The sequence below is a fragment of the Methylomonas rosea genome (assembly GCF_024505055.1).
Classification (GTDB): domain Bacteria; phylum Pseudomonadota; class Gammaproteobacteria; order Methylococcales; family Methylomonadaceae; genus Methylomonas; species Methylomonas rosea.
The window spans coordinates 1-24,092 of record NZ_JANIBL010000022.1 but is presented as its reverse complement, the minus strand read 5'-3'; the positions used below and the strand labels follow the sequence as shown (position 1 = coordinate 24,092).

Genomic DNA, 24,092 nt, shown 5'->3' with positions numbered 1-24,092 from the left:
TTGTCATCAAATCCCATGTTTAAAAATACCTCGATCAAATCTTCGCTGATCTTAATTGCTTCCGCTTTGGCATTTGCCAATCTAGTGTTTGTATTTTCGCTGTGGCACGCGTTTCAATCCATAGACGAAAACTTGCAGGCAGCGACTCAGAAACAAAACACCTCGGACTATTTGTCCCATGTGCGTTTTCATGTGGTGCAGATTCAACAATTTCTTACCGACGTCGGCGCCACGCACAGTGATGGCGGCTTTGCGGAAGCGAAACAAAACTTGGATGCTGCCTTTGCTAATCTCGACAAAGCCGCGCAATCTCGCCCGGAACTGCAATCTCAAATTGAAGCATTGAAACGGCAAATCCAAGCGATGCACGATGCCGGCGTCAAAATGGGCTGGGACTATATCAATTTGGGTAACGAGGCCGGCACAGTCACCATGAAAGCGCCCGGATCGGGCCTTGACGATACGGCCGCCAGCCTAACCAGTGAATTAAACAGAATTACCGAGCAACTCGACCGGGAGCTTGCTCTCGCCAACGAGCAATTGAGTTCATCCTTGCACGATTACAGCCTATCGCGAATTGCATTTTCCATCGGACTGTTACTGTTTGTGATGACCTGTTTGAGCATGCTTTACTTCAAAATAGAGCCGCCATTGACCGCGCTACAAAAATCGTTGCAGCTGCTGAAACAAGGCGGCGGCGATTTGACTCGGCGCATTCCGCATGAAGGCAACGACGAAGTCGGCATTATCGTCACCCAGTTCAACGGTTTTCTAAGCGTGTTACACAGCTTGATGCGACAAGTGGCGATGGAATCCGATCAATTAAGCACCGCCTCGAACCGCTTGAGCCAAATGTCCGAGCGGGTGCAAGAGGATATTCTGAAACAACAAATGGGTACCGACCAGGTCGCGGCGACGGTAACGGAACTGTCCGCGACGGTCACAGAAGTGTCTAACAACACCGCCAACGCCGCCCAAACTGCGCAGAGAAGTAGCGTCGCCGCCAACAACGGCAAGGCCGTAGTGACCAATACAGTGCAATCGATTCATGCGCTGTCGAACAATATCGACAGGGCCAGCACGGTGATCGGTAATGTCGAACAAAATTGCGTGAATGTCAGCTCGGTGCTGGATGTGATTCAAAGTATCGCCGATCAGACCAATTTATTGGCGCTAAATGCCGCCATTGAGGCAGCCAGAGCCGGCGAACAAGGCCGTGGTTTTGCGGTAGTCGCGGACGAAGTGCGCACACTGGCCAGCCGGACCCAGGACTCCACCCACGAAATTCAAGCGATGATAGAACGCTTGCAGCAAGGCTCGCGGGAAGCGGTAAAAGCCATGTCGGAAAGCCGGAATCAGGCTAAAGAGACCGTTGAAGTGATCGAAAGTACCGGCGAGTTGCTGGATAACATCTCAAGCATGGTGGCGCAAATTTCCACCATGAATACGCATATTTCCGACGCGGTGAAAGAACAAAAAATTGTGGTCGAGCACATTAATCAAAACATTAACTCGATTAATGACGTCACCATCAACAACTCAAGAGACGCGGAGCAAACCGCGCAAGAAGCCCATCATTTGCAAAAAATCGCCGGTAATTTGCATACCACGATTTCACAGTTCAAGCTATAAACACCTAATAGCTGTTCGTGCCGCAAACGGCACTAACAGCTAATTACAACTCAAATACCTCTGCCAAGGGCAGAATCAATTCCGGTAAACTCAACAGAGGCAAATCTTCGTCGACACCGAAAACCTCGGCGTTGACGTAAAGCCCATCCTCGCCTAGGAAAAAGCGTTGTACGTAATTTTCCAACGGGTCGATCACCACATATTCCCTCACGCCGGCACGTTCGTAGAGCGCTTTCTTTTCACGCATATCCTTTAGCGCCGTGCTGGGGGATAAAACCTCTACCACCAAATCCGGGGCACCGTGTATGGCTTTTTCGCCAATCTTTTCCGGGTTGCAGACTACTAACAGATCGGGCTGAACGACGTCATGCTCGGAGAGAATTACGTCCACGGGTGCTATGAAAGGTTTGCAAGGCTTACCTTTTAAAAACTGTTCCATCCGGCTAAAAACACGCCCCGCCACAGTCTGATGCTTGATACTCGGCGCCGGACTCATATTGTACGGAACGCCGTCGATTAACTCCCAACGCTCATCGTCCGGCCAACCCAGATAGTCGGCGACGCTGAATGGATGCGTAGAGGATCTAGGCGCACTATTCATTTTTTACGCCTACTCAAATATCCAGTTTAATCCAGCGCAAACGGTTGGCGTTGCTGACTACCGTTACCGACGACATAGCCATCGCCGCACCGGCAATCATCGGGTTCAGCAATATGCCAAACAGTGGATACAGCAAACCCGCCGCCACCGGAATACCGATGGTATTGTAGAAAAACGCACCTAACAGGTTTTGTTTGATGTTGGCGACCGTCAACTTCGAAAGCGCCATCGCCTCGGATACTTTTAACAACGATCCTTGCAGCAACACGATATCGGCGCTTTCAATAGCCACATCGGTGCCGGTGCCTATGGCGAAACCGACATCCGCTTGCGCCAAGGCCGGCGCATCGTTGATACCGTCACCCACCATGCCGACAATTTCGCCTTGCTGTTGCAAAGCCTTAACCACAGCAGCTTTATCTTGCGGCAACACTTGCGCACGGACTTCGCTGATACCGGCTTGCCCTGCAATCGCCCGCGCCGTGATCTCGTTGTCGCCCGTAACCATCAATACGCGAATACCGCTCTGCCGTAATTGCTGCACCGCTGCGGCGGAATCGGGTTTAATCGGGTCGGCGACCGACACAATGCCAATCACTGTGTTGTCTACCGCCAAGAACATCGGCGTCTGGCCTTTTGCCGCCAGTTCGGCCATTTTGTCGCGATGACTGCTCTCGTCGATAGAGTATTCCGCCAGCAACGCCGCATTGCCGAACAAACATTGCTGATCGGCAATGCGGCCGACGATACCGTGACCGGCCACTGCCTGAAATTTTCTGACCTTGTCCAGCGTTAACTGTTTTTGCTCAGCAGCAGTCAGTATCGCTGCGGCTAAGGGGTGTTCGGAACCCGATTCCAGACTGGCGGCATACTGCAACACTCGAACTTCGTCGTAATCGCCAAATGCGATCACTTCAGCCAAACTGGGCTTACCGGCGGTTACGGTGCCGGTCTTATCCAAAATCAGACAAGTCAGCTTGCCGGCGCTCTGCAAGGCTTCGCCCTTACGGATCAATATGCCCATTTGCGCGGCGCGGCCGACCGCGACCATCACCGAAATCGGCGTCGCCAAACCCAGCGCGCACGGACAAGCGATTACCAGCACCGTCATCGACGTAACAAACGCATAACCCATGGCCGGATCGGGGCCGATGCTTACCCAAATTAAAAAAGTCAGTACAGAGATAACCACCACTGTGGGGACAAACACCGCGGAAATCTTGTCGGCCAGCTTGGCAATCGCCGGCTTGCTGTTCTGCGCTTGCCGTACGCTTTGAATAATCTGCGCCAAAGCCGTATCGCGGCCGATGCGCGTCGCGCTGAATAAAAAACTGCCTTGCTGATTGATGGTGCCGGCGGCAACGCTGGCGCCTTCGATTTTCTCAACCGGCATCGATTCGCCGGTCAGCATGGATTCGTCTATAGTCGAATGCCCTTCCAACACCACGCCGTCCACGGCGATTTTTTCACCCGGCCTGACTCGCAAAGTTTCGCCCAGACCGACTTGTTCGATAGGAATATCAATCTCTTGCCCTTCTCGCACCACCCGGGCGGTGCGGGGTTGCAAACCAATCAGCGCGCGTATCGCTGCCGAGGTTTTACCCCGCGCCCGAGTTTCCAGCGCACTGCCCAGGTTGATGAACGCCAAAATCACCGCCGAGGCCTCGAAGTAAGCATGAGCGGAAAGTGAAGGCAATTGACTGGAATAATCGATGACAATACAAGAATACAACCACGCCGAGCCGGTGCCCAGCGCGATCAACGTGTCCATATTGGCTTGCTTGACCAGCAGCAACTTAAGCGCACTATGAAAAAAATGCCCACCGGAATAAAACATCACCGCCAGCGTCAATAAGGCCACTTCGGACCAAAACACCGTGCCGGCGGCACTACCCATCGCCGGAAACAAGTCCAGATGCGCACCCAGCATCAAGGGCAGACCCAATGCGCCGGCCACGCCTGCCTTGCGCAGCAAATCGCGATAACGCTCTTCTTCCTGCTTTTCCTCTTCGCTCGGGTCTTCCAACCCTTCCATCACCGCCGCATCGTAACCTGCTGATTTCAAGGCCTGCTTCATGGCTTTATGGTCCGGATTGCCGCCGACAGTAGCGGAGTGGTCGGCAAAATTGACGACAACGGACGCAACGCCCGGTACCGATTGCAAGGCAGTTTCCACCGCGCTGACGCAACCGGCACAACGCATGCCGAGTATGGAAAGGCGTATGTCCTGGTGCTGATTCGTCGATTGATCTAAAGTCATGATGAGGATTCCCGAGCAATATCGTGTTGATCCGTGGCCGAACGCTTACGAGGCTTTATTCGACCTTAAAACCGGCGTCGGTGATGACGTCTTCGATTTCATCCAGATCGGTTTGCGCCGGATCAAATTCGACCTCGACCCGTTTGTCTTTATGCGAGGCCTGCACCGTTACCACGCCGGCGATGGCCGATACCTTGCTGACGATGCTGCTCTCGCAACCGCCGCATTTCATACCGCTTACTGTCAATGACGCTGATTCGGACATAATTATCTCCTTATGATTGAAATTAAGACTGGCCGGCCATTCTCGACTTAAACTGTTTGAACATGGTATAAGGCGCGACCTATTCTCATGATAGTGCAATGATCGGGAGCCCGTAAATAAATGACAGATTTTCTGATTGGCAGACAGCAAATCCTGGACCGCCATCTGGACACTTTCGCCTACGAGATTTTATTCAGAGGCAAGGATTTCGATCTCAGTTTGAAAGATGGTGCCGCCAACGCCACTAATCAAGTCATCACCGACACGCTGCTGGAAATCGGCCTGAACGAACTGGTCGGCCCGCACAAAGCCTTCATAAACTTCACCACGCAAAATATACTCGACAAAACGCCGCTGCATCTGCCCAAAGAGCGCATCGTCATCGAAGTACTGGAAAGCGTTACTATCGATGACAACATCGTCGCCAACCTGAAAGAATTGTCACAACTGGGCTATACCATAGCGCTGGACGATTTCGTATTGTCACCGGACTGGCTACCCTTACTGGAATTTGCCGACATCATCAAACTGGATGTGATGGCCGACGGTCTGGACGGCACCCGGCAACTGATTGAACAGCTAAAACCCTATAAACTCAAATTGCTCGCGGAAAAAGTCGAAACGCATCAGGAATTTGAAACCTTGCGTGAATGGGGCTGCGAGCTGTTTCAAGGATTTTTCTTCAGTAAACCCAATATCGTGGAAGGCAAGCGGCTAGGCGTCAGCCAAACCGCCGCCATCCAATTGCTGTCCACCGTGAATAAGGCGGATGCCAGTTTTGCGGAAATAGGCAAGATCATCTCGCAAGACGTCGGGATGAGTTTTAAGTTGCTGCATTATTTAAATTCCGCATTTTTTGGCCTCCCGCAAAAAATAGAATCCATTCAGCATGCAATTGCCTGTCTGGGACTGGTCGAGATCAAACGCTGGGTCAATATTCTGGCCTTATCCTCTATGTCGGGCAAACCGTCTTCGGTGCTGCAAAACGTGCTGATCCGCGCCAAAATGTGCGAATTGATAGCGCGAGAACTTAAAGACGATCAGGAGCATTATTTTTTAATTGGTATGCTGTCGGGTTTGGACAGCTTGCTGGACATGCCGGCGACCAAAGTATTGGAACAATTGCCGCTGGCGGAAGATGTCGACGATGCCATTTTGAAATATCGCGGCAACGCCGGCGAAGCGTTACAATTCTGCATCGCCTACGAGCGCTGGGAGCCGGGCCTTAGCACCTTCCGCGATATAAATCCCGAGCGTATCGCCAACATCTATCTGGAGAGCATAGACTGGTGGGCGACGCGCATTTTACCTTTCTTGGCCGCTTGAGCCATTTACCCCATCGATCGACATCATCATGAAACTGAGACTGACTTTATTCTGGCTGGGCTGTCTGTTCGCCGCTCATCTTTACGCCACCGAACTCGGCAAGGTGACGGCGGAACAACTGCTAAGCATGCAGCAAAACCACAATGCGCTGGTCGTGGACGTGCGCACCGCGCCGGAATGGCAAGCCACCGGTGTCATCGCCAATAGCCAGAAACTGGAATCGTTTGACGGCAACGGCCACTTCGACCAGGAAAAATGGTTAGCCAACCTGGAAAAACTAAAATCGTCGCCGGACCAGCCAGTCATTTTGGTTTGCCGTTCGGGGAATCGCAGCGGCAAGATCGGCCAAATCCTTACCGAGCAACTGGGCATGAAAAATGTCTATCATTTATCCAACGGTATCCAGTCGTGGATCAAAGACGGCCACCCGGTTAAAGCCGATTGTTTGACTACAGCTTGTAAGTAATATGTCCCTGAACACGCTCAGTAACCAAACCATCGCGTTGGCCGGCATTGCCCAGGCTTGCTCCTTGGTGCATCAGCTTGCCGGCACCGGCACTTGCCCAAACGCGGCATTGGAAGCCAGCATCGCCAGTCTGCTGAAAATAGATGCAGACAGCGTGGTCGATGTCTACGGCGGCTTGATCGGTGTCGAACACGGCTTGCAACAGCTCACGACCCAACTCGGCAGCCGGGTGCTGGCCAGTCCGGAGCAAGCCCGTTACGCCGCGCAGATCGTCTATTTGCAAAAACAACTGATCAAGCAGCCGGATATGCAAAAAACCATACAGGCCGGTGTCAGTAAGGCCCAGGCTCAAGCCGAACATTTCGGCATACTGCATGAAAATGTGCTTGCCAATCTGGCCGACGTCTATCACAGCACGATCAGTACCCTGCAGCCACGCATCATGGTGCAAGGTGATCAGCAATATCTGGGTAATCAAAGTACGGTGAACAAAATTCGCGCTTTGCTGTTGGCAGGCATTCGCGCCACTTTGTTGTGGCGGCAATGCGGCGGCAGTCGTTGGAAGTTATTGTTCTTCCGCAAAAAAATCCAGGACGAAGCAAAGTTTCTACTCACCCAAATCTGACGCTAACATGCCGGAACTACCCGAGGTTGAAACCAGTCGGCGCGGCATTGCACCGCATATCACCGGAAAAGTTTTCAAATCCGTCATCGTTCGTCATCCCCAGTTGCGCTGGCCGGTTCCCGAGGCGCTGAGCACCGATTTGCCGGGCCAACGCCTGGAAAGCGTCGAACGGCGCGGCAAATATTTATTGCTAGCCACTGCGCGAGGTACACTGATCCTGCATCTGGGCATGTCGGGGAATTTACGGATTACCACTCCCGAGCAAACTGTCCGCAAGCACGACCACATCGACTTCATTTTTGCCGATGATACGGTATTGCGCTTTAACGATCAGCGTCGATTCGGAGCGGCCTTATGGACTGCCGGAGACCCGCTGTTACATCCCTTGCTGGCAACGCTGGGGCCAGAGCCCTTATCGACGGCATTCGATGCAAGCTATCTGCGGCAACGGACGGCAAACCGCGCGGTACCGATCAAATCCTTGATTATGGACAGCCATGTCGTGGTGGGGGTAGGGAATATTTATGCCAGTGAGGCTTTATTCTTGGCCGGCGTAAAGCCGATTCGTCCCGCCGGAGAACTGGATACGCCGGCGTGCGAAGCGTTGGTGACGGCGATCAAAACCGTATTGCAACAAGCCATCGACAAAGGCGGCACAACGCTGCGCGACTTTAGCAATGCCGAGGGAAAACCAGGTTATTTTAAGCAATCCCTAAATGTGTACGGTCGTGGCGGACAAGCCTGCCTGCGCTGTGAGGAACCGATTCAGCAACTCAAAATAGGGCAACGCGCCAGTTACTATTGCGGAACTTGTCAACGCTAAGCCCTCGTCAATGTTGCCAATCGAAAACGGCGGTTACTCGATTGCCGCAACCGTGGTAAACCAGACTACTACATAAAGTCTCCAGCATGATAATTCCGCGACCGCAGTAGGCCTCGTCGCGCTTCCGCATGCTATTGCGCCGCCGCCAATCGAAGCCGTTGCCGCTATCGAGGACTTTAACGACCAGGCGACCACCCGGCTCGGTCGCTTGATGTATAAACGATAAACGGATTCTGCCGCGCTGGAGCTGTTGCAAGCGCTCGTCCTTCATCGCATAAAAGTGCATAAAACCTTCCGGACTGCTCTTCAAATCGGAATCCAAACCCAGCACGCCGTGGTCCAACGCATTCGCGAACAATTCGCTGACTATCATGAAAATATCCTGGCGATAATTCTGTAAACCCTGTACTTCCATTACCGTGTTGACCATTAGCGGCACTGGATTGATAAGTCGCAGACTATCGATATCAAACTCCATTACCTGCTTCCAGGTTGTCGCGGCAATACGCTGCCGGGGCAGCCGCGCCTCTCTGCGCCCCCAGGGCACGCTATCGACCGCGCAGCTCAAAATAACCAAAGTATTGTCATCTTTTTGCACCGCACCGCCTGTGTGCGCCTCAAGGCTGGCCTGCAAGTTTCTGATGTCCTCGGATTTACTTTGCCGGATAGCGTTAAGGATGCGTTCTCCGCCGAACAGCTCGCCTTCGGCATTTTCCGCCTCAAAAATACCGTCTGTGAGCAGATATAAACGCTCGTTCTCGCTTACCCGATGCAGTTGCTCTTCGATTTCAATCGACGGCTGAATACCCAGCGGAATATTCAGGGAGCGTATCGCCAAAAAACTGTTGTCGGCATGGTTGACCAAAAAATGCTCGGGCAGACCGCAGGTAATACTTTTCATCGACGAGGACTCGGGATACAGCGCCACCACCGTCGCCGCCAGAAAGCGGTTAGCCGGCAACATTCGATACAGTTTGGCGTTAATCTCGGTGACGATTTCGTTAATATCGAAACCTTTGCGCGTCATACCATAGAAAATATCAGCCAGCGGCGTGGCGGCTATCGATGCCGACAAACCATGGCCGGTAAAATCGCCTAACAGCACATGCAAATGATTCTCCGGCGTTTTGGCAACCAAAACCAAATCGCCGTTGAACAAAGCCATGGGTGACATCACCACTGCTACGGCTTCGGTTTCCAGAAAGTCGGCTTTTAACACATCGTTGAACAGTTTCGCCGCGACTTCATGTTCGAGGTCGGATGTTTGCCAATAGTCGAGCAATTGGGTTTTTTGCGCGTGCTCGTGCTGATACAACATGCGCAGTTTTAAGGACGACCGGATTTTTAACAGTAATAAATGCTGATTGACCGGTCGACAAATTACTGCGTCGATCTCAACCGTCGCGCAATGATCCAGTAGCGTGTCGGTCAAATCATCGGCAATCAGAATGATAGGTAAGTAGGAATCGGCCGCATCGCGTATATCGGCTACCTGTCGCCAGGGCCAATCGCGACAAGCAATAATCAGTAAATCCACCGGCGCGCCTGTCAGCAGTTCAATCACCTCTTCCGTAGTCGTCGCCACCGCACAGCGAAAATCCTGCGCGCGCAACACGCCCTGCAAAGTATCCGCATTTGAGTTTGCTCCAGCATCCTCCAGCAAAACAACAAAGGTTTGAGCAGGCAGTGGAAATGGGTTCGGATGATTCATTCTGAAGATAGTGCTCGGCTCTCGATGAATGCTTATTGATTTATAATCTGCGCTTCTCACACCATACGGCTGGCTATGACGATTTTATTTTTCTCGCTAAGAGGCGTACCCACGGACGAAGCAGACGATGTTCGGCAGTTACTGGCCGACAACGACATTGAATTTTATGAAACCTCGGCAGGCAACTGGGGCATTTCCATGCCGGCCATCTGGCTTTATCAACGCGATGACGTCGATAAAGCCAGACAATTGTTCGACGAATACCAGCAAGAACGCGCCCTAAACCAACGCGCGCTGTACCGGCAATTAAAGGCTCAAGGCGAATACCATGGCTTTTTACGCCACAACCTGAACAAACCGGTCCGATTTCTCGGCTATAGCTTGGTCATAGTCCTGATATTTTACGTGTCCTTGAAATGGTTATTCGAGCTAGGCCTTTGAAATTTAGTTAGTTAGACTGCAATATCGTCAACATCCGTTGGGCGTGTTCCGCGACTTCGATACCCAGGTCGGTCAGATAGCCGCCGTCGTGCTGGGTGACCAAACCTTTGTCGAACAGGCGTTGGGCCGCACCGATCAATATCGGATCGGCATTGCCATGCACCTTGACGCCTTCTTGTACGGACTCCAGATTGAACAACGATAAAAATTTAATTTCCGCGACTAATTCCTCGGATAAAAGCATGTGTTACACCCTTTGTAATAATTATTAATCTTCGCTGACCGTCGTGGTCAGCCAACTGTATACGCGCTTTACAAGCAAATCGTAATCTTGTTGATAGCCGTGATCCTCGCCATCCATTCTTATTTGCCGATAAACCGGATTATCCTTGCCGGCCATGCGCCGCTGCCGGGCGCTATCGAGCACTGCCGGTAAATCAAACTCGGCATACACATCCAAAAAAGGCAATTGCACTTTTTTAATCAAATCCAGGCTTTGCGCCGGCACTGCGGTCGTTTGCGGCACCGGCAAGCTAATCGATACCAGCGCCGTCACATCATTGGGTTTATCGCCGAGCCGATAGGCGGCCATCAACGCGCCCATGCCATAGCCGACAATCGCGATATGTTTCGCACCGCTTTTCAGGAGATGCTCCACAGACGCATCGATGCGCGCACGAGCCTCGTCGAACAGCGGGTAATAATCTTCCGACCGCGCACCGCTTTCCCTGATAGGCATTTGTAGGGCAAGCGTAGCCCAATTATGTATCGGTAATGTGGTTCTCAGGCGATGAATCAAGGGCTTGGCATCGGGATGCTCGCCCATATCATGCAGTACGATTGCCGCCTGACTATTGTCGGTCTTTTCGGCTTCGGTGTAGAGCGCCAGAAAAGTTTTGTCGGCGGATTTTAACCAAATCGCCTGTCCCATGGACAATTGTTGCTGAATGGCCGTTGCGAAGTCCTGCTCTCTGCGGCTATCGGTCGCAAACACCGGCGTCGAGACCAGCAATAATGCCGCAAATAACGAGGCACTGCGCATGGCGACCACTAACCCTTGCTGTAAAAACCGCTGAAGGTATAGCGCTCATGAATATGCCGCAACAGAACCATAATCACCGACGCCACCGGCAAAGCCAACAATACGCCTAAAAACCCGAACAACTGACCGCCTGCCAGCACGGCAAACATCACCGCTACCGGATGCAAACCGATTTTGTTTCCGACCAGCCAGGGCGTCAACAGCATGCCTTCCATGCTCTGCCCTACCGCAAAAACAATCAAAACCGGCAATAAATGCATTGCATCCTGAAATTGCAGCAGCGCGGCGATACAGGCAAACACAATACCGGTAATAGCGCCCATATACGGCACGAAGCTGACCAAACCGGCCATCATGCCTATCACCAAGGCCAGCTCCAAATCCACCAGCCACAAGCCAACGCTGTAAATGACGCCCAATGCCAGCATCACATAAAACTGGCCGCGCATGAACGCACCGAGCACGTCGTCGGCTTCGCTAGCCAGTTTCGCGACGGTGCCGGCAACGCGGCGCGGAAACAAATCGTGGATCCGCGCCACCAAGTCGTCCCAATCGCGCAGCAAATAGAAGGTGATTACCGGTATCAACACCAGATTCATCACCCAGCCGACTATCACCGCACCGGAATGGGAGACCGATTGAATCAGGTTTTCGGCAACACCGCCGCCGTCTTGCCAATGGCTCTTGATCAGATTGATTAACTGATCTTCGCGCAACGGTCTAACCGTACGTCCCAGATATTTTTGTAAAACCGGCACGACCGATTTGTTTATCCAGTTTAGATAAGACGGCAGTTTGTCGATGAATTCACCGATCTGATACTCCAGGGCCGGGATGATGACGATCAACAGCGCCGCTATGAAGAAGATGATGCCGGAAAAAACCACGATGACTGCCAGCGTCCGATTCAAACGCCAACCGCGAAATTGCAGAGTTTCCAGCCTATCCACCAACGGGTCGCCGAGGTAGGCGAGAATAGCCGCAAACGCAAAGGGCATCAGCACTGGCGCCAACACATACAACAGGCCGCCGAAGGCCAATATAAAGGCCAGTACAAACCATTTTTGCGAATCGTTCATCTCTACCATCATGCGACCTTATTGCTTGGCTTGTTTACGGGCTTTCCAAACTTCCAGCACTATCGGCAAGATCGAAATCAGCACGATGCCTAAAACCACTAACTCGAAGTTTTTCTTCACCAACGGGATATTGCCGAAGAAATAGCCGGCAAACACGCAGATCAACACCCATGCGACCCCACCGACAATGTTAAACAAAATGAACGTGCTGTAAGGCATTTTCCCTATTCCGGCCACGAACGGCGCAAAGGTGCGCACAATCGGCACAAAACGCGCCAGCACGATGGTTTTGCCGCCGTAGGTATCGTAAAACGCTTGGGCGCGATCAAGATGTTCGCGGTTTACCCAGCTCAGCGAATAGGCGCGCTGACCAATGCTGCGGCCTATCCAATAGTTAACGGTATCGCCCAGCACTGCCGCAGCCCCCAAAACGCCGAGCAAGATCGGCAGATTGAAAGCATCCATCGCCACGAACGCACCGGCGGCAAACAACAGGGAATCGCCGGGCAAAAACGGCATCACCACGAAACCGGTCTCCACAAAAATAACCAAAAACAAAATGGCATAGGTCACCGTGCCGTAGTCGCTGATGATATTGGCCAAATGTTTATCGATGTGCAGCAGAATGTCGGTCAAATAATGTAGCCAGTCCATGTTTTACTCTTTTGGTTAAAAATATCGGTCAATAGTATTTGCTACCGATGACAGCTGTTCGGCGCGTTATAAAAAATAAGCTGCTACCGCCGCGCTTACCAAACCAAGTAACACCGCCAGCAGCCACAACCAAATTTTAGGCTTCGCGGATTTTTGCTCGTAAGCCACGCCTTCGATTCGTGCATTGACGGCTTTTAATTTACCGCCGGTATCGCGGGCAACTTCATAAAACAATACATCGCCGCGCACAGGACGGCGGGCCATACCTTTTAACGAAGAAATATGTACAAAAATATCTTTGTCGCCATTATCCGGCTGAATAAAGCCAAAACCTCTATCGTCTTTCCAGGTTTTTAAAACACCTTTTAGGATGGTCGTATCCGCCATCTTTTCACCTCTAGTTAATTATTATTCTTGTGATTTTAGTCTGAGACATCCGCGAAACGTCATATCCCTGCTTCTACCCCGAAACCACAAAGCCCGGCTTGCGCGTTTCTGATCGATTGCGCCTTTACTGACTTTACGGTTACCGGCAAACCGAGCATCCGTCACTTCGATGCGCTAGCTGTTTTACCTGCAAACATGATTGGCAAACGGCCGACCGTATTGCCGGTTCTGTTACGATGGTTAATTTGCGAATGACGACGACCATACCCGGCGTCGATGTTCAGAAAAACACTGACAAATCGGCTAACGACATCTTTCGCCGCTAACCGATCCGATTGGAGACAAGACGACGTTTCCAGCTATCGCGCAAAACGCCGCCTTTAATTAAAACTTCTTGTCAATCAATACCTTATCATCAATAATCAACTTAGAGACCCCGCCCAATGCCAAATGCAAAGTGCATGATGCGGTTTTGAAGTTGGAGTCTTTCTCGCCTATCCATTCCATCGTTACATAGGTTGTTTTGTCGGTATCGGTTTTGGACGGGAAATAAACCTGAGTTCCGGTTTTGTTTTCGATCAATTTAGGGCATTTTTGCGTAGCCATTTCCTGCATCGCCACCAAAGTGCGGATCTGCGCCGCAGCTTCTTTCTCTTCGTTGGATTGATCCTTGCTGACGCCCACCATGATAAAACCGGCTACAAACACCCCCACGACAGCGATCATCAATTTCTGTGTTTCACCCATTGTTGCTCTCCTCTGTTTTGTAGTTATTTTTTTCGGCGAATCCGAATTGTCACCCTTCGGATTCTATGCCAATTGACCGGTATCGGCAATGAGCCTGACAAAAGCCTTACTGCGGATCAACCTGCGCAATCCAATCGCCCAAATTGTAGTAGTTGGTGATGCGCGCTACTTTGCCGTCGCGGATATCGAAAAACGCACCGGCAGGCAAGCGATAGGTTTGGCCATTGGCTTCCGGCAGGCCTTCGTCGGTGTTGAGGTATTCACCCAACACCACAAACTCGGCCGCGCCGCGCGTACCGTCTTCGTTTGCCATAATCACCATATCCACCAGTTGTTCTTTATAGTGGTGATTCATTTTTTTCATGAACTCGCCGAAAGCGGCCTTACCTTGCTCGCGGTCGCCCTGGTTAATGTCATGTACCACGTCGTCGGTCAACAAGCTCAGAAAGGTATCCATGTCGCCGCTGTTGAACGCTTGATAGTACTGTTCGATAAGTTTTTTTGCTTGTTGCATAGTGATGTTGTTGCCTAGATTAAAAACCGGCAATTCTGCCAGAAGCCCGGTTTTTTTTCAGCTTAAAATTCCACGCCCTGCTCTGCCTTAATGCCTGCAGCATAAGCATGCTTGATTCTGGTCATCTCGGTGACCGTGTCGGCAGCCTCAATGACTTCCGGTGCCGCATTCCTGCCGGTCATCACCAGATGCAGCCAGGCCGGTTTTTCGTTTTTGATGAAATCGGCGATTTCCTGGCCACTTATCCAGCCATAGCCGCAGCAGTAATTGATTTCGTCCAGGATTACCAGGTCGAACTCTTCGGAAAGGATTTTTTGTTTGGCAAACTCCCAAATTTCCCGGCTGGTTTTGATGTCCTGTTCCGGGTTTTTGGTATCCCAGGTAAAGCCGTCGCCCAACGCGTGCCATTCTATTTCTTCGAAACGCGTCGCGGCCCTTTGCTCACCGGTTTGCCATTGGCCCTTGATGAATTGAATCACACAGACTTTCATACCCCAACCGGCGGCGCGGAACACCATGCCAAACGCACTTGAGGACTTACCTTTACCTTCACCCGTGTGCACTAGCACCACACCGTGTCTTCTATCTCTGGTTTTCATTAATTATGCTTCTATGGCCCTTGTATCAGCAGCGTGTTTAAATTCATCGAGCATTGTAACAACTTATCAGCGACCTAGAGACAGAAGCGGGACATCGGCATAGCAGCCGTTCATATAATGCGCCGGCACGGTAAAAGAGTCAGTTTCGAATACTTTTGCCGTGCCCATACAGCAACAACGAGGTATTGAACTAACCTATTACCCGCTTGCGCAAGTTGGAAAAACCCAATGCAGACAAACCGGCAGCAAAGCTCCAAAACGCGGCAGGTAACGGCACGGGAGCGTAGCTAAAACCGCTGCCGCTCTGCAACTGATAACGACTATCGGTAATACCGAGATACACCAAACCGGTGTTCCCAAAATTGGCTGAGGATTCGGTTGGGGTTGGTTTGAAATAGCTGCTGGCTCCCGCCCCGACTTCCAGGATGGCGTCCAGCGAAATCAAGGTATTGACCGGGACCGAAAATGTCGCCGCGCCGTTACACGACGCCACCCATGAGCAGCTGAAGCTACGCGGCGTATAACCGTTTTCCGTGAAAGAGATCCTGTCACCCGTGCTCAGTTGGACGGAACCGCTAGCGGCAGCGGTGCCGGACAGCGCTCCTGACACTAAATAAGTCAACGTCAAATCGATATTTCGACCGCTGGGCCCCACCAACCTGAAGTTATCGGCAAACGACACTTTGCTGCTGCCACTGGCGACATTGGCGGCAAAGGCAGTCGCACTGGCGCTAGCCGACGCTTTTAAGACGCCGGGGCTCACAAAGCCGCTGGCTGAGGACCGGTAAACAACAGCATAATTCCCGGACCCATTGGAGTCGGGGATTTGATACAACGCATCGACCGCATATGATGAAGGGCTGTCGATATTGTCTATCCTCTTGGATTCCGCATCGTAGGACTGACTACCATAGGCGGCATTCGCGCTGGCAATCACGGTCAAGGATGTGGTGTAAGCATTGGCCGCAGGCAAGTAAGCCAATATGGCAAACATGGGCAACAAAATAGGGAATAGATTCATTTAAACCTCGGACTATATAAATTGTTGAAAAATGCAAACTGGCGTTACCGCCATAAGGGCTTTCTTAGCCGACATACGAAACCCAGAATGCCGCTGCCAAATAGCCAGATGGATGCCGGAACAGGAACTGAAACTGGGGAATAATCAAAGCCGCTACCACTGACAATTTTGTTTCTCGGATCTACCGCGCTGATAAATACCCGGGCAGTATTGCCATAGTTGGCAATAGCATCGCCGTATTTTTGTGAATTCGGATCGCTATTGGCTGCAGCAAGCACTTCCAAAAAACCGGAAATGGATATATCCCAATTGGCAGGGACTGAAACAGTGGCTTTGCCGGTACACGAGTTAATGTTTGATGAGCACTCAAACTTCAGTGGAGAAGCAATGGCCTCACTTGCGTGGATGCCAAACGTGTCATCGTAAGAAGAAACTCTCAAACCGCCTTTGACTTTAGCTAATCCCTGCATGCTGCCGCTTAAGTGATATTCGATATTAATGTCAACGAAAAATTTACTCGAAAAAATAGAGAAAGTATCAGTGAATTCGGCTTTGCCAACTCCAACCACACCAAGATTATTAGGTGGGTTTGGGCCATCTAAAAAATATCCGGCACTGGCGTAGGCTTTTAATACGCCTGGACTAGCGTCGGCTGAAGCTATTGCTTGTCTTCTATAGGAATAGCCGGATTCTGTGTTTTCATCGAACCCCTGGTCGTAGACTGAACCAAAAGCGTGTGACACTGCGTCTGTATGAGAATCGGTTTGACCATCTGCAAACGGCAATACCGTGTACGGCGATGGGTCAGGATAAGAACGCCCTCCTACTTTAGCACCCGCCTGGGCAAACGTCGTGTAGGCATGGAGCGTGGGTGAGATGCATAGCAATAGCGCAGATACAATGTAACATGGTTTCATGATGACTCTCCTCTTTTGGTATTTATTTAAGATACCATAGAAATACCATTTAGAATTTTTTGCGTCAATCGTAAATTATTGGATTTATTTCGGTACTATTTCACAGATTTTTTCCGAGAATTGGAGTCCGCGTGTCCATCCTAGTTTTAGCCAGCTATGTCCATGCTCACTGCCTGAATGTTGAGCACTTGCCTTGTCCTGGCGAATCTCTGCAAGCGACCGGCTTGCTTCAGGAACATGGCGGCAAGGGTTTGAATGTCGGTTTAGCCGCACATAGACTGGGCGCTGAGGCGGCAATGTTATTGCCGCTGGGAATGGATGCCGTTGCGGACGAAGTGACTAAGCTGATCGAAAACGCCGGCTTAGACAGCCGTTGGCTTCTAAAAACCGGACCACAATCCGGTTTTGGTGTCGGCTTTATAGGTCCGAATGGCGAGAATTTTTTGGCCGTCTATCCAGGCGCCAACGCCCTGCTGAAGAAGGAACATGTCGAACAGACCTTAGCCGCCCTTCCCGACCTAAATTTGATTTACGCCCAGTTTGAAATCCCGGAAGCAGCCGTTCGCAAAGCGTTCGAGATCGCACGTCAGCGCGGCATCCGCACCATGCTTAATCCATCCCCTTGGCGGCAACCTGATCCTGGCCTGTTGAAGTTAACCGATATTTTGGTGGTAAACGAAACCGAGGCCGCTTCATTATTCGGCCTAAGCTACAAAGAAATCCGCCTGGAGCGCTGGTTGAATAGCTTATGCAACTGGGCAGAACAAATTGCCTGGTCGGGGGAACTGCTGGTGGTAACGCTAGGTGAAGCGGGATGCGTGGCCTTAACGAAAGATAACGTCGTATATCAACCGGCTTGGCCTGTTGCCGCACTGGACGCCACCGGTGCTGGTGACGCGTTTAGCGCGGGCCTGGCGGCGGCTTTGCTGAATAATTTGAGCTTAACCGAGGCTTTAAGCAGAGCCTGCGCCTGCGGTGCCTGGGTTGCCAAGCATCATGGCGTATTGGGGTGTTTGCCGAGCCAAGCCGAAATCGATAGTTTTATTGATACCAATCCAAGGCCAACAGCAGCTTAGCTTGGCCGGATTTTCAGATTGACCCGGTAGGTATAGGCGTCACCACGAAACGTGCCTTCGACATACTCCACGATCTGCCCGTTGTCGGCGTAGGTCTTGCGCTTCAACAATAAGCAGGGCCCAGGCTGGTCGAAGCCGAATACGGCCGCTTCCTCGTCGTCGCTGAGCACAGCTTCTATGGATTGCTCAGCATGCACCAAGCCCAAATCGCAGTGTATCTCAATGTATTGATAAGCCGATCCTGCACCGTCCCAGTCAGCCAAAGCCGGTGCGACGCTTAGATCGTACCAAGCCACTTCGCGCGACAACGGCATACCGTCTCCCAAGCGCACCCTTACCAAACGTAGAAATCGGCTAGAGGCGGGACGATTAAAAATAGACGCGATAGTTCTATCGACGACAATCTTGTGCTCGAGAATTTGCGTGGACGGCGTGATACCCAACTCGCGCATTTCCTCGGTAAAACCTTTCAGCTTACCCATCTCCGGGTTGATCCGCGAAGGTGGCGCTTTGACTGTGACGCCGGCGCGGCCGTGGGTGGCAATACAATCCTGAGCCCGCAATTCTTCGTAGCAACGCCGCACCGTGGTACGGCTGAGACCCAGAGCTTCCGCTAAAGCCCGCTCGGATGGCAGACTAATACCGTCACCGAGCTCGCCGGACTGGATCATATCGGTAATGCGTCTTTGCAGCTGTTTGTAGACAGGCTCGGAAATGCCGGTATTCGGGCGAATTTTCTCAATGAAAGCGCTGCTATCATTGGCGGCGGAAGTATCGGCTTTTATTTCGATATTGCTGGAAACACTAGAAGGCATTGTGGTTGACCCGGCATTCTCATTTACGCAGTAGATTATGAATCTTAAAGCACAAGATAGCCGCTGCCAGCAAAAAAGTAATAGCGTTGGCCACTATGATGGCTATATTCGCCAGAAAAATCCCATAAATCAACCACAGCAACACTCCCAAAGTAAACATGCTGTACATGCCTAGCGATAAGGAATCGGTATCGCGAGTTCTAAAAGTCATAATCGCTTGCGGCAGAAAAGAGGCAGTCGTCAAGGTCGCCGCCAGATAACCGATCAGCTCGGGGATTAGGTCCATGTCAGAAAAATCAAGCCGTGAAATGTTGCCAGCCAAAGTAGCTTAAGGCGACCAGCAATAATTGCGCAAAAGCCAGCAGCCAGAAATAACCCACGAACATCATGATTTTAACCGGCGTTTCCTGGCTTTGTTTTGAACTAAGCAGCCAGCCGCCAATGCCGGAAACAACAGCGACGGCCAGCAAGCCAACTATAACGATACTCATCGCAATCAGCGCGGCGGCGGCGCCAGAACCTCGCGGGAGCCGTTGGTTTCCGGCATACTCACCACGCCGGCATTTTCCATGTCTTCGATAATGCGCGCCGCCCGGTTGTAACCGATTTTGAAGCGGCGTTGCACGCTGGAGATCGATGCTTTGCGCGACTCAGTCACAAACGCCACCGCTTCGTCGTATAGCGCATCGGACTCGCTGTCTTCGCCGTCCAAGCCGGCGACTTCGCCGCTATCGGTACGTTCCTGGGTAATCTCGTCCAGGTAATTGGTTGGGCCGGTTTTTTTCAAGAATTCCACCACCCGATGCACTTCGTGATCGTCCACAAACGCACCATGAGCACGCAAGGGGATGCTGGTACCGGACGGCAGGAACAACATGTCGCCGTTACCTAGCAAGGCTTCCGCTCCGCCTTGGTCGATAATGGTCCGGGAATCGATCCGCGAAGACACCTGGAAGGAAATCCGGGTCGGCACGTTAGCTTTAATCAAACCGGTCAAGACATCCACAGATGGACGCTGGGTCGCCAATACCAAGTGAATGCCGGCAGCACGGGCCTTTTGCGCTAAACGGGCGATCAGTTCTTCGACCTTTTTGCCGACCACCATCATCATGTCGGCCAACTCGTCGATCACGATGACAATACTGGGTAGTGTGTCCAGCAACGGATAGTCTTCCAAGGCTACCGGCGTTTCAGGGCGGAACAAGGGATCCCGAATCGGCTGACCAGCCGCTTCCGCTTCTCTGACCGCCTGGTTATAGCCAGCCAGATTCCGTACACCCACTTTGGACATTAATTTGTAGCGACGCTCCATTTCCGCCACCGCCCAACGCAAGGCGTTTTGCGCGTCCTTCATATCAGTGACGACCGGCGTCAGCAAATGCGGAATGCCTTCGTACACCGACAATTCCAGCATTTTTGGGTCGATCATGATCATCCGCACATCTTCCGGTTTGGACTTGTACAGCAAGCTGAGAATCATCGTGTTGATCGCCACCGACTTACCGGAACCTGTAGTACCAGCCACCAGTGCATGCGGCATTTTGCCCAGATCCGCTACCACCGGCGTACCGGAAATATCCTTGCCCATGGCAATGCTGAGCTTGGATTTGGCGCGTTCAAATTCATCGGATACCAGCAAATCGCGCAGCGAAACCATTTCCCGTTCCTGATTCGGAATCTCCAGACCGATAACCGACTTGCCTTCGATAATCTCGACAATCCGCACACTGGTTACCGACAAACCGCGCGCCAAGTCTTTAGCCAAGCTGCTAATGCGGCTGACTTTCACGCCCGCCGCCAAACGCAATTCAAAACGCGTGATAACCGGACCCGGCAAAACCGCTTCCACTTCGGCGGCGATGCCGTAATCCTGCAACACGTCTTCCACCTGACGGGAAATTTCTTCCAATTCTAATTTGGAGTAACGTTTAACCTTGATTTCGCGCTTATCCAGCAATGACAAGGTAGGCAAGGCGTTGATATAAGCGCCGGGCTCCATATCATCCACAGGCTTGCTGTCTTTTCTGCGCAAGGGTCTAACCGCGGCAGCGGCAGAAGGTTGTGCGGTTTCCAGCACTTGAATCTGCGGCTTTTTAGCGCGCTCTTCGGTTTTAGCCTCCGACTGCTGACTACGTGATTTTTTGACTTCTTTTGCCGATTCAGGTCGCGCCGGTTTATCAGCGCGGTAACGTTCAGGCACCTCGACCGCCTGCCGTCCTACCACTGAGCAGGCCGTCATCGCGCATTTGCCGATAAAGGCCATCATCGTCAGCCAGGACAAACCGGTAAACAAGGTCACACCGGTCATAAAAATGGCCAGCAATAATAAGGTAGAGCCGGAGTTGCCTAACAGATGCACCAAGGCGTCGCCGATTTCCCGGCCCAGAATGCCGCCCGGGCTCTCCGGTAAATCAACTTTAGTGCGCAGAAAATGCAGATGCAAAAACAAAATCGCCGAACCGGACACTATTGTCGCCAGGAAACCTGCCGAGCGCGATGCCAGCGCCCATTGCCCACCGGCCTGGCGGGAGCCTTGAAACAAGATGTAGCCATACCAAAAAATCATCACAGGAATCAGGTAGGCCATCAACCCGAGAAAACTCAGTACAAAATCCGCCAGCCAAGCACCAAACAAACCGCAGGCGTTACTGATGGATTGATACGACGTGCTATGACTCCAACCCGGATCGTTGGAATTAAAAGTGACTAAGGCAATTAAAAAAAACAAGGCACAACTTGAAAACCCCAGTAATGCGATTTCGCGATAACCTCGCGCGGCTCTCTCTTCCACAACAGCAACCATAGTTGTCGGCTCACAATAAAAGCGTCACAAAACATGATTATAGATGATGTAAATCGATTTCACATTAGCTTTACCGGCCACGCCTTTAAAAACCTGTCGGTAAATCGGTTTTATCCCGGGGGGAATGCCCTTATAATTTTGCTACCCTAACCCGCATGGAGACTCGAAATAATGGCTGCCGCAAAACATTGCAAACTTTTGATCCTAGGTTCCGGCCCGGCCGGTTACACCGCAGCCGTTTACGCCGCGCGCGCTAACTTGAATCCGGTGATGATCACCGGCATGCAACAAGGCGGACAATTGACCACCACGACTGAAGTGGACAACTGGCCCGGCGACGTAGAAGGCCTACAAGGCCCGGACTTAATGGAGCGGATGCGCTTGCATGCCGAGCGCTTCAATACAGAAATCATTTTCGACCATATCCACACAGCCGATCTGTCGCAAAAACCGTTTACCCTAACCGGCGATGCCGGCGTCTATACCTGCGATGCGTTGATTATCGCCACCGGCGCTTCGGCTAAATATCTGGGCCTGCCGTCCGAAGAAGCTTTCAAAGGTAAAGGCGTGTCCGCCTGTGCCACTTGCGACGGTTTCTTCTACCGCAACAAACCGGTCGCGGTAATCGGCGGCGGCAATACCGCGGTCGAGGAAGCCTTGTATTTATCCAACATCGCCTCCGAGGTCATCGTGGTGCATAGACGGGATAAGTTCCGCTCGGAGAAAATCTTGTCGGACAAACTGATCGAAAAATCCAAATCCGGCAATGTGCGTATCGAATGGAACCACCAGTTGGACGAAGTACTGGGTGACGAAATGGGTGTGACCGGTCTGCGCATTAAAAACAGTCAGGATGGTTCGACTAAGGACTTGGATGTACACGGTGTGTTCATTGCGATTGGCCACACCCCCAATACCGATATTTTCCAAGGTCAATTGAAAATGGAGCATGGTTACATCGTCGTGAATAGCGGTATCCACGGCAACGCTACCGCGACCAGCGTGCCGGGCGTGTTCGCGGCCGGCGACGTGATGGACTCGCATTACAAACAAGCCATCACTTCGGCCGGCGCAGGCTGTATGGCGGCGTTGGATGTGGAAAAATATCTGGATGAGTTAGTCGGCTAGATCATTCTTTGCTTGGGGCGATTAACATCGCCCCATTTATTCTCAATACACCCAGGGCAACAGCCGCCAAGTAGATTTGCAAAAATCGGCATAAACACTACCAAACTCCGCCAACAGCATCCGCTCTTCTATGTCGATGCGTAAGGTAAACGCCCAAACTGTCGGTACGAGCAACATCGCCAAAGCGATGAAGTCACCCATCGCCAAACCGGCTGCGAACAAGGCGATCAACAAGCCGGTGTAGGCCGGATGCCGCAACCAGCGATAAGGTCCTTCCTTTATCAGACGATGTTCTGGTTGTATCGCCACGTTAGTCGTAAAAAATCGGCCCAATTGCATCACCGCAGCGTAACGAAGGTACAGTCCTGAGGCAAATAAGGCCATTGCCAACGCTTGTCTAGGCAGATACTCAAGCTTGATTGGTGCCCAGGCCAGATTTTTAAACCATAAGGCCAGACCCAAACTGACCAAGATACTGATCCACAACACACGTTGCGAACGCCGCTCGGTATTCAATGCCGACCCGGTTTGCAGCGCAGCCCTGCGAGCCAAACCAATTTCCGCCGCTATCCAAACCAAGCACAACAATAGCCACAAAATCCGTACCGATGTCATTGATCGCCCTCCGGCGAAGTGTCCGTGAGTTGACGGGTATGCCAGGATGCCCGCGCCTCGTGTAACATACCGCAATTTGCCGGCTGTTATGAAAAAGATCATAGAACTGAAACAGGTTTATAAGGACTACCCGCAAGCCGGCACGCTGCAAACCGTATTGCACGACATCAATCTGGACATTTATCCAGGCGAATTCGTCGCCATCGTCGGCCCGTCCGGCAATGGCAAATCCACCCTGCTAAATCTACTCACCGGCATCGACCATCCCAGTCAAGGCCAAGTTATCGTCAATGGTGCAGAGCTACAAAAACTCAGTAACGAAAAGCTCACCCGTTGGCGCGGCGCCAATATCGGCATCGTGTTTCAGTTTTTTCAGTTATTGCCGGCCTTGAATCTGCTGCAAAACATCGTGCTGCCGATGGACTTTCTCGACAGGTTAAACAAGGGCCAGCGCCGCGAGCGGGCCATGCATTTGTTGGAACTGGTCGGCCTGGCCGATGCGGCGGAGCGCTTGCCCAGCCAAGTTTCCGGCGGCCAGCAGCAAC

The 24,092-nt window shown here is 51.9% G+C and carries 28 protein-coding genes; 9 read left to right on the top strand and 19 right to left on the bottom strand.

What is annotated here, in order from left to right:
- Positions 1-15 precede the first annotated feature (15 nt).
- The gene (locus NP589_RS08960; protein ID WP_256606678.1) at positions 16-1,632 is read left to right on the top strand and encodes a methyl-accepting chemotaxis protein; all 1,617 of its coding nucleotides are present in this window, start codon (positions 16-18) and stop codon (positions 1,630-1,632) included.
- 43 nt (positions 1,633-1,675) lie between these two features.
- Here the strand turns inward: NP589_RS08960 and NP589_RS08955 are convergent, their stop codons facing one another.
- From NP589_RS08955 to NP589_RS08945, 3 genes are read right to left on the bottom strand one after another with little or no spacing between them, the layout of a single operon-like run.
- Positions 1,676-2,233: a Uma2 family endonuclease gene (locus NP589_RS08955; protein WP_256606677.1), complete on the bottom strand. Its 558-nt coding sequence runs from the start codon at positions 2,231-2,233 to the stop codon at positions 1,676-1,678.
- 13 nt (positions 2,234-2,246) lie between these two features.
- Positions 2,247-4,493 carry a heavy metal translocating P-type ATPase gene (locus tag NP589_RS08950; protein WP_256606676.1) on the bottom strand — a complete coding sequence of 749 codons (2,247 nt, stop codon included), beginning with the start codon at positions 4,491-4,493 and terminating at the stop codon, positions 2,247-2,249.
- Between the two features lie 55 nt (positions 4,494-4,548).
- Positions 4,549-4,758: a heavy-metal-associated domain-containing protein gene (locus NP589_RS08945; RefSeq protein ID WP_020485446.1), complete on the bottom strand. Its 210-nt coding sequence runs from the start codon at positions 4,756-4,758 to the stop codon at positions 4,549-4,551.
- A gap of 120 nt (positions 4,759-4,878) precedes the next feature.
- Between NP589_RS08945 and NP589_RS08940 the strand changes: the two genes are divergently transcribed.
- Genes NP589_RS08940 through mutM form a run of 4 tightly spaced genes read left to right on the top strand, consistent with a single transcriptional unit; the run spans position 4,879 to position 7,998 of the window.
- Positions 4,879-6,084, top strand: coding sequence for an EAL and HDOD domain-containing protein (locus NP589_RS08940; RefSeq protein ID WP_256606675.1), 1,206 nt, complete (start codon positions 4,879-4,881; stop codon positions 6,082-6,084).
- A 28-nt stretch (positions 6,085-6,112) separates the two neighbouring features.
- Positions 6,113-6,550 carry a rhodanese-like domain-containing protein gene (locus tag NP589_RS08935; RefSeq protein WP_064007365.1) on the top strand — a complete coding sequence of 146 codons (438 nt, stop codon included), beginning with the start codon at positions 6,113-6,115 and terminating at the stop codon, positions 6,548-6,550.
- Position 6,551: 1 nt separating this feature from the next.
- On the top strand, positions 6,552-7,175 hold the full coding sequence (hflD, locus tag NP589_RS08930) for a high frequency lysogenization protein HflD (RefSeq protein ID WP_256606674.1): 624 nt from the start codon (positions 6,552-6,554) through the stop codon (positions 7,173-7,175).
- 7 nt (positions 7,176-7,182) lie between these two features.
- Entirely contained in the window at positions 7,183-7,998 is an 816-nt protein-coding gene (gene mutM / locus NP589_RS08925; protein WP_256606673.1) for a bifunctional DNA-formamidopyrimidine glycosylase/DNA-(apurinic or apyrimidinic site) lyase, read from the top strand.
- Positions 7,999-8,005: 7 nt separating this feature from the next.
- Here the strand turns inward: mutM and NP589_RS08920 are convergent, their stop codons facing one another.
- The gene (locus NP589_RS08920) at positions 8,006-9,709 is read right to left on the bottom strand and encodes an ATP-binding SpoIIE family protein phosphatase (protein ID WP_256606672.1); all 1,704 of its coding nucleotides are present in this window, start codon (positions 9,707-9,709) and stop codon (positions 8,006-8,008) included.
- Positions 9,710-9,784: 75 nt separating this feature from the next.
- Between NP589_RS08920 and NP589_RS08915 the strand changes: the two genes are divergently transcribed.
- Positions 9,785-10,150, top strand: a complete 366-nt coding sequence (locus NP589_RS08915; protein ID WP_256606671.1) for a DUF6164 family protein — start codon at positions 9,785-9,787, stop codon at positions 10,148-10,150.
- Positions 10,151-10,157: 7 nt separating this feature from the next.
- On the opposite strand, the gene NP589_RS08910 is transcribed toward NP589_RS08915, so the two are convergent.
- The 10 genes from NP589_RS08910 to NP589_RS08865 all read right to left on the bottom strand — a co-directional run bounded on the left by NP589_RS08910 (position 10,158) and on the right by NP589_RS08865 (position 17,110).
- Positions 10,158-10,394, bottom strand: a complete 237-nt coding sequence (locus tag NP589_RS08910) for a TIGR02647 family protein (protein WP_256606670.1) — start codon at positions 10,392-10,394, stop codon at positions 10,158-10,160.
- 24 nt (positions 10,395-10,418) lie between these two features.
- Positions 10,419-11,192 (bottom strand): DUF3530 family protein, encoded by a 774-nt coding sequence (locus NP589_RS08905; protein WP_256606669.1) that lies wholly within the window; start codon positions 11,190-11,192, stop codon positions 10,419-10,421.
- An 8-nt stretch (positions 11,193-11,200) separates the two neighbouring features.
- Positions 11,201-12,280, bottom strand: a complete 1,080-nt coding sequence (locus NP589_RS08900; RefSeq protein ID WP_256606668.1) for an AI-2E family transporter — start codon at positions 12,278-12,280, stop codon at positions 11,201-11,203.
- 9 nt (positions 12,281-12,289) lie between these two features.
- Complete coding sequence (locus tag NP589_RS08895) at positions 12,290-12,925, bottom strand: DedA family protein (protein WP_256606667.1); 636 nt, start codon at positions 12,923-12,925, stop codon at positions 12,290-12,292.
- Positions 12,926-12,991: 66 nt separating this feature from the next.
- Positions 12,992-13,312 carry a cold shock domain-containing protein gene (locus NP589_RS08890; RefSeq protein WP_256606666.1) on the bottom strand — a complete coding sequence of 107 codons (321 nt, stop codon included), beginning with the start codon at positions 13,310-13,312 and terminating at the stop codon, positions 12,992-12,994.
- A 384-nt stretch (positions 13,313-13,696) separates the two neighbouring features.
- Positions 13,697-14,059 (bottom strand): hypothetical protein, encoded by a 363-nt coding sequence (locus NP589_RS08885; RefSeq protein WP_256606665.1) that lies wholly within the window; start codon positions 14,057-14,059, stop codon positions 13,697-13,699.
- A 106-nt stretch (positions 14,060-14,165) separates the two neighbouring features.
- On the bottom strand, positions 14,166-14,573 hold the full coding sequence (locus tag NP589_RS08880) for a ketosteroid isomerase-related protein (RefSeq protein WP_064007374.1): 408 nt from the start codon (positions 14,571-14,573) through the stop codon (positions 14,166-14,168).
- 62 nt (positions 14,574-14,635) lie between these two features.
- On the bottom strand, positions 14,636-15,172 hold the full coding sequence (gene cobO, locus NP589_RS08875) for a cob(I)yrinic acid a,c-diamide adenosyltransferase (protein ID WP_256606664.1): 537 nt from the start codon (positions 15,170-15,172) through the stop codon (positions 14,636-14,638).
- Between the two features lie 190 nt (positions 15,173-15,362).
- Positions 15,363-16,193, bottom strand: coding sequence for a hypothetical protein (locus NP589_RS08870; RefSeq protein WP_256606663.1), 831 nt, complete (start codon positions 16,191-16,193; stop codon positions 15,363-15,365).
- A 44-nt stretch (positions 16,194-16,237) separates the two neighbouring features.
- Complete coding sequence (locus NP589_RS08865) at positions 16,238-17,110, bottom strand: PEP-CTERM sorting domain-containing protein (protein ID WP_256606662.1); 873 nt, start codon at positions 17,108-17,110, stop codon at positions 16,238-16,240.
- Positions 17,111-17,241: 131 nt separating this feature from the next.
- Here NP589_RS08865 and NP589_RS08860 point away from each other — a divergent pair, with 131 nt between their 5' ends.
- The gene (locus tag NP589_RS08860) at positions 17,242-18,186 is read left to right on the top strand and encodes a ribokinase (protein WP_256606661.1); all 945 of its coding nucleotides are present in this window, start codon (positions 17,242-17,244) and stop codon (positions 18,184-18,186) included.
- On the opposite strand, the gene NP589_RS08855 is transcribed toward NP589_RS08860, so the two are convergent.
- Genes NP589_RS08855 through NP589_RS08840 form a run of 4 tightly spaced genes read right to left on the bottom strand, consistent with a single transcriptional unit; the run spans position 18,183 to position 21,804 of the window.
- Complete coding sequence (locus tag NP589_RS08855; RefSeq protein ID WP_256606660.1) at positions 18,183-19,001, bottom strand: GntR family transcriptional regulator; 819 nt, start codon at positions 18,999-19,001, stop codon at positions 18,183-18,185. The two genes, NP589_RS08860 and NP589_RS08855, sit on opposite strands and share 4 nt — an antisense overlap.
- Positions 19,002-19,020: 19 nt before the next feature.
- Positions 19,021-19,287, bottom strand: coding sequence for a SemiSWEET transporter (locus tag NP589_RS08850; RefSeq protein ID WP_256606659.1), 267 nt, complete (start codon positions 19,285-19,287; stop codon positions 19,021-19,023).
- 10 nt (positions 19,288-19,297) lie between these two features.
- The gene (locus tag NP589_RS08845; RefSeq protein WP_256606658.1) at positions 19,298-19,492 is read right to left on the bottom strand and encodes a hypothetical protein; all 195 of its coding nucleotides are present in this window, start codon (positions 19,490-19,492) and stop codon (positions 19,298-19,300) included.
- A 5-nt stretch (positions 19,493-19,497) separates the two neighbouring features.
- On the bottom strand, positions 19,498-21,804 hold the full coding sequence (locus tag NP589_RS08840; RefSeq protein ID WP_256606657.1) for a DNA translocase FtsK: 2,307 nt from the start codon (positions 21,802-21,804) through the stop codon (positions 19,498-19,500).
- A 171-nt stretch (positions 21,805-21,975) separates the two neighbouring features.
- Here NP589_RS08840 and trxB point away from each other — a divergent pair, with 171 nt between their 5' ends.
- Positions 21,976-22,932, top strand: coding sequence for a thioredoxin-disulfide reductase (gene trxB / locus NP589_RS08835; RefSeq protein ID WP_256606656.1), 957 nt, complete (start codon positions 21,976-21,978; stop codon positions 22,930-22,932).
- Positions 22,933-22,974: 42 nt separating this feature from the next.
- Here the strand turns inward: trxB and NP589_RS08830 are convergent, their stop codons facing one another.
- Entirely contained in the window at positions 22,975-23,547 is a 573-nt protein-coding gene (locus NP589_RS08830; RefSeq protein ID WP_256606655.1) for a methyltransferase family protein, read from the bottom strand.
- 88 nt (positions 23,548-23,635) lie between these two features.
- On the opposite strand from NP589_RS08830, the gene NP589_RS08825 reads away from it, so the two are divergent.
- Positions 23,636-24,092: ABC transporter ATP-binding protein (locus tag NP589_RS08825; RefSeq protein WP_256606654.1), on the top strand; the 457-nt coding region annotated here is incomplete at its 3' end.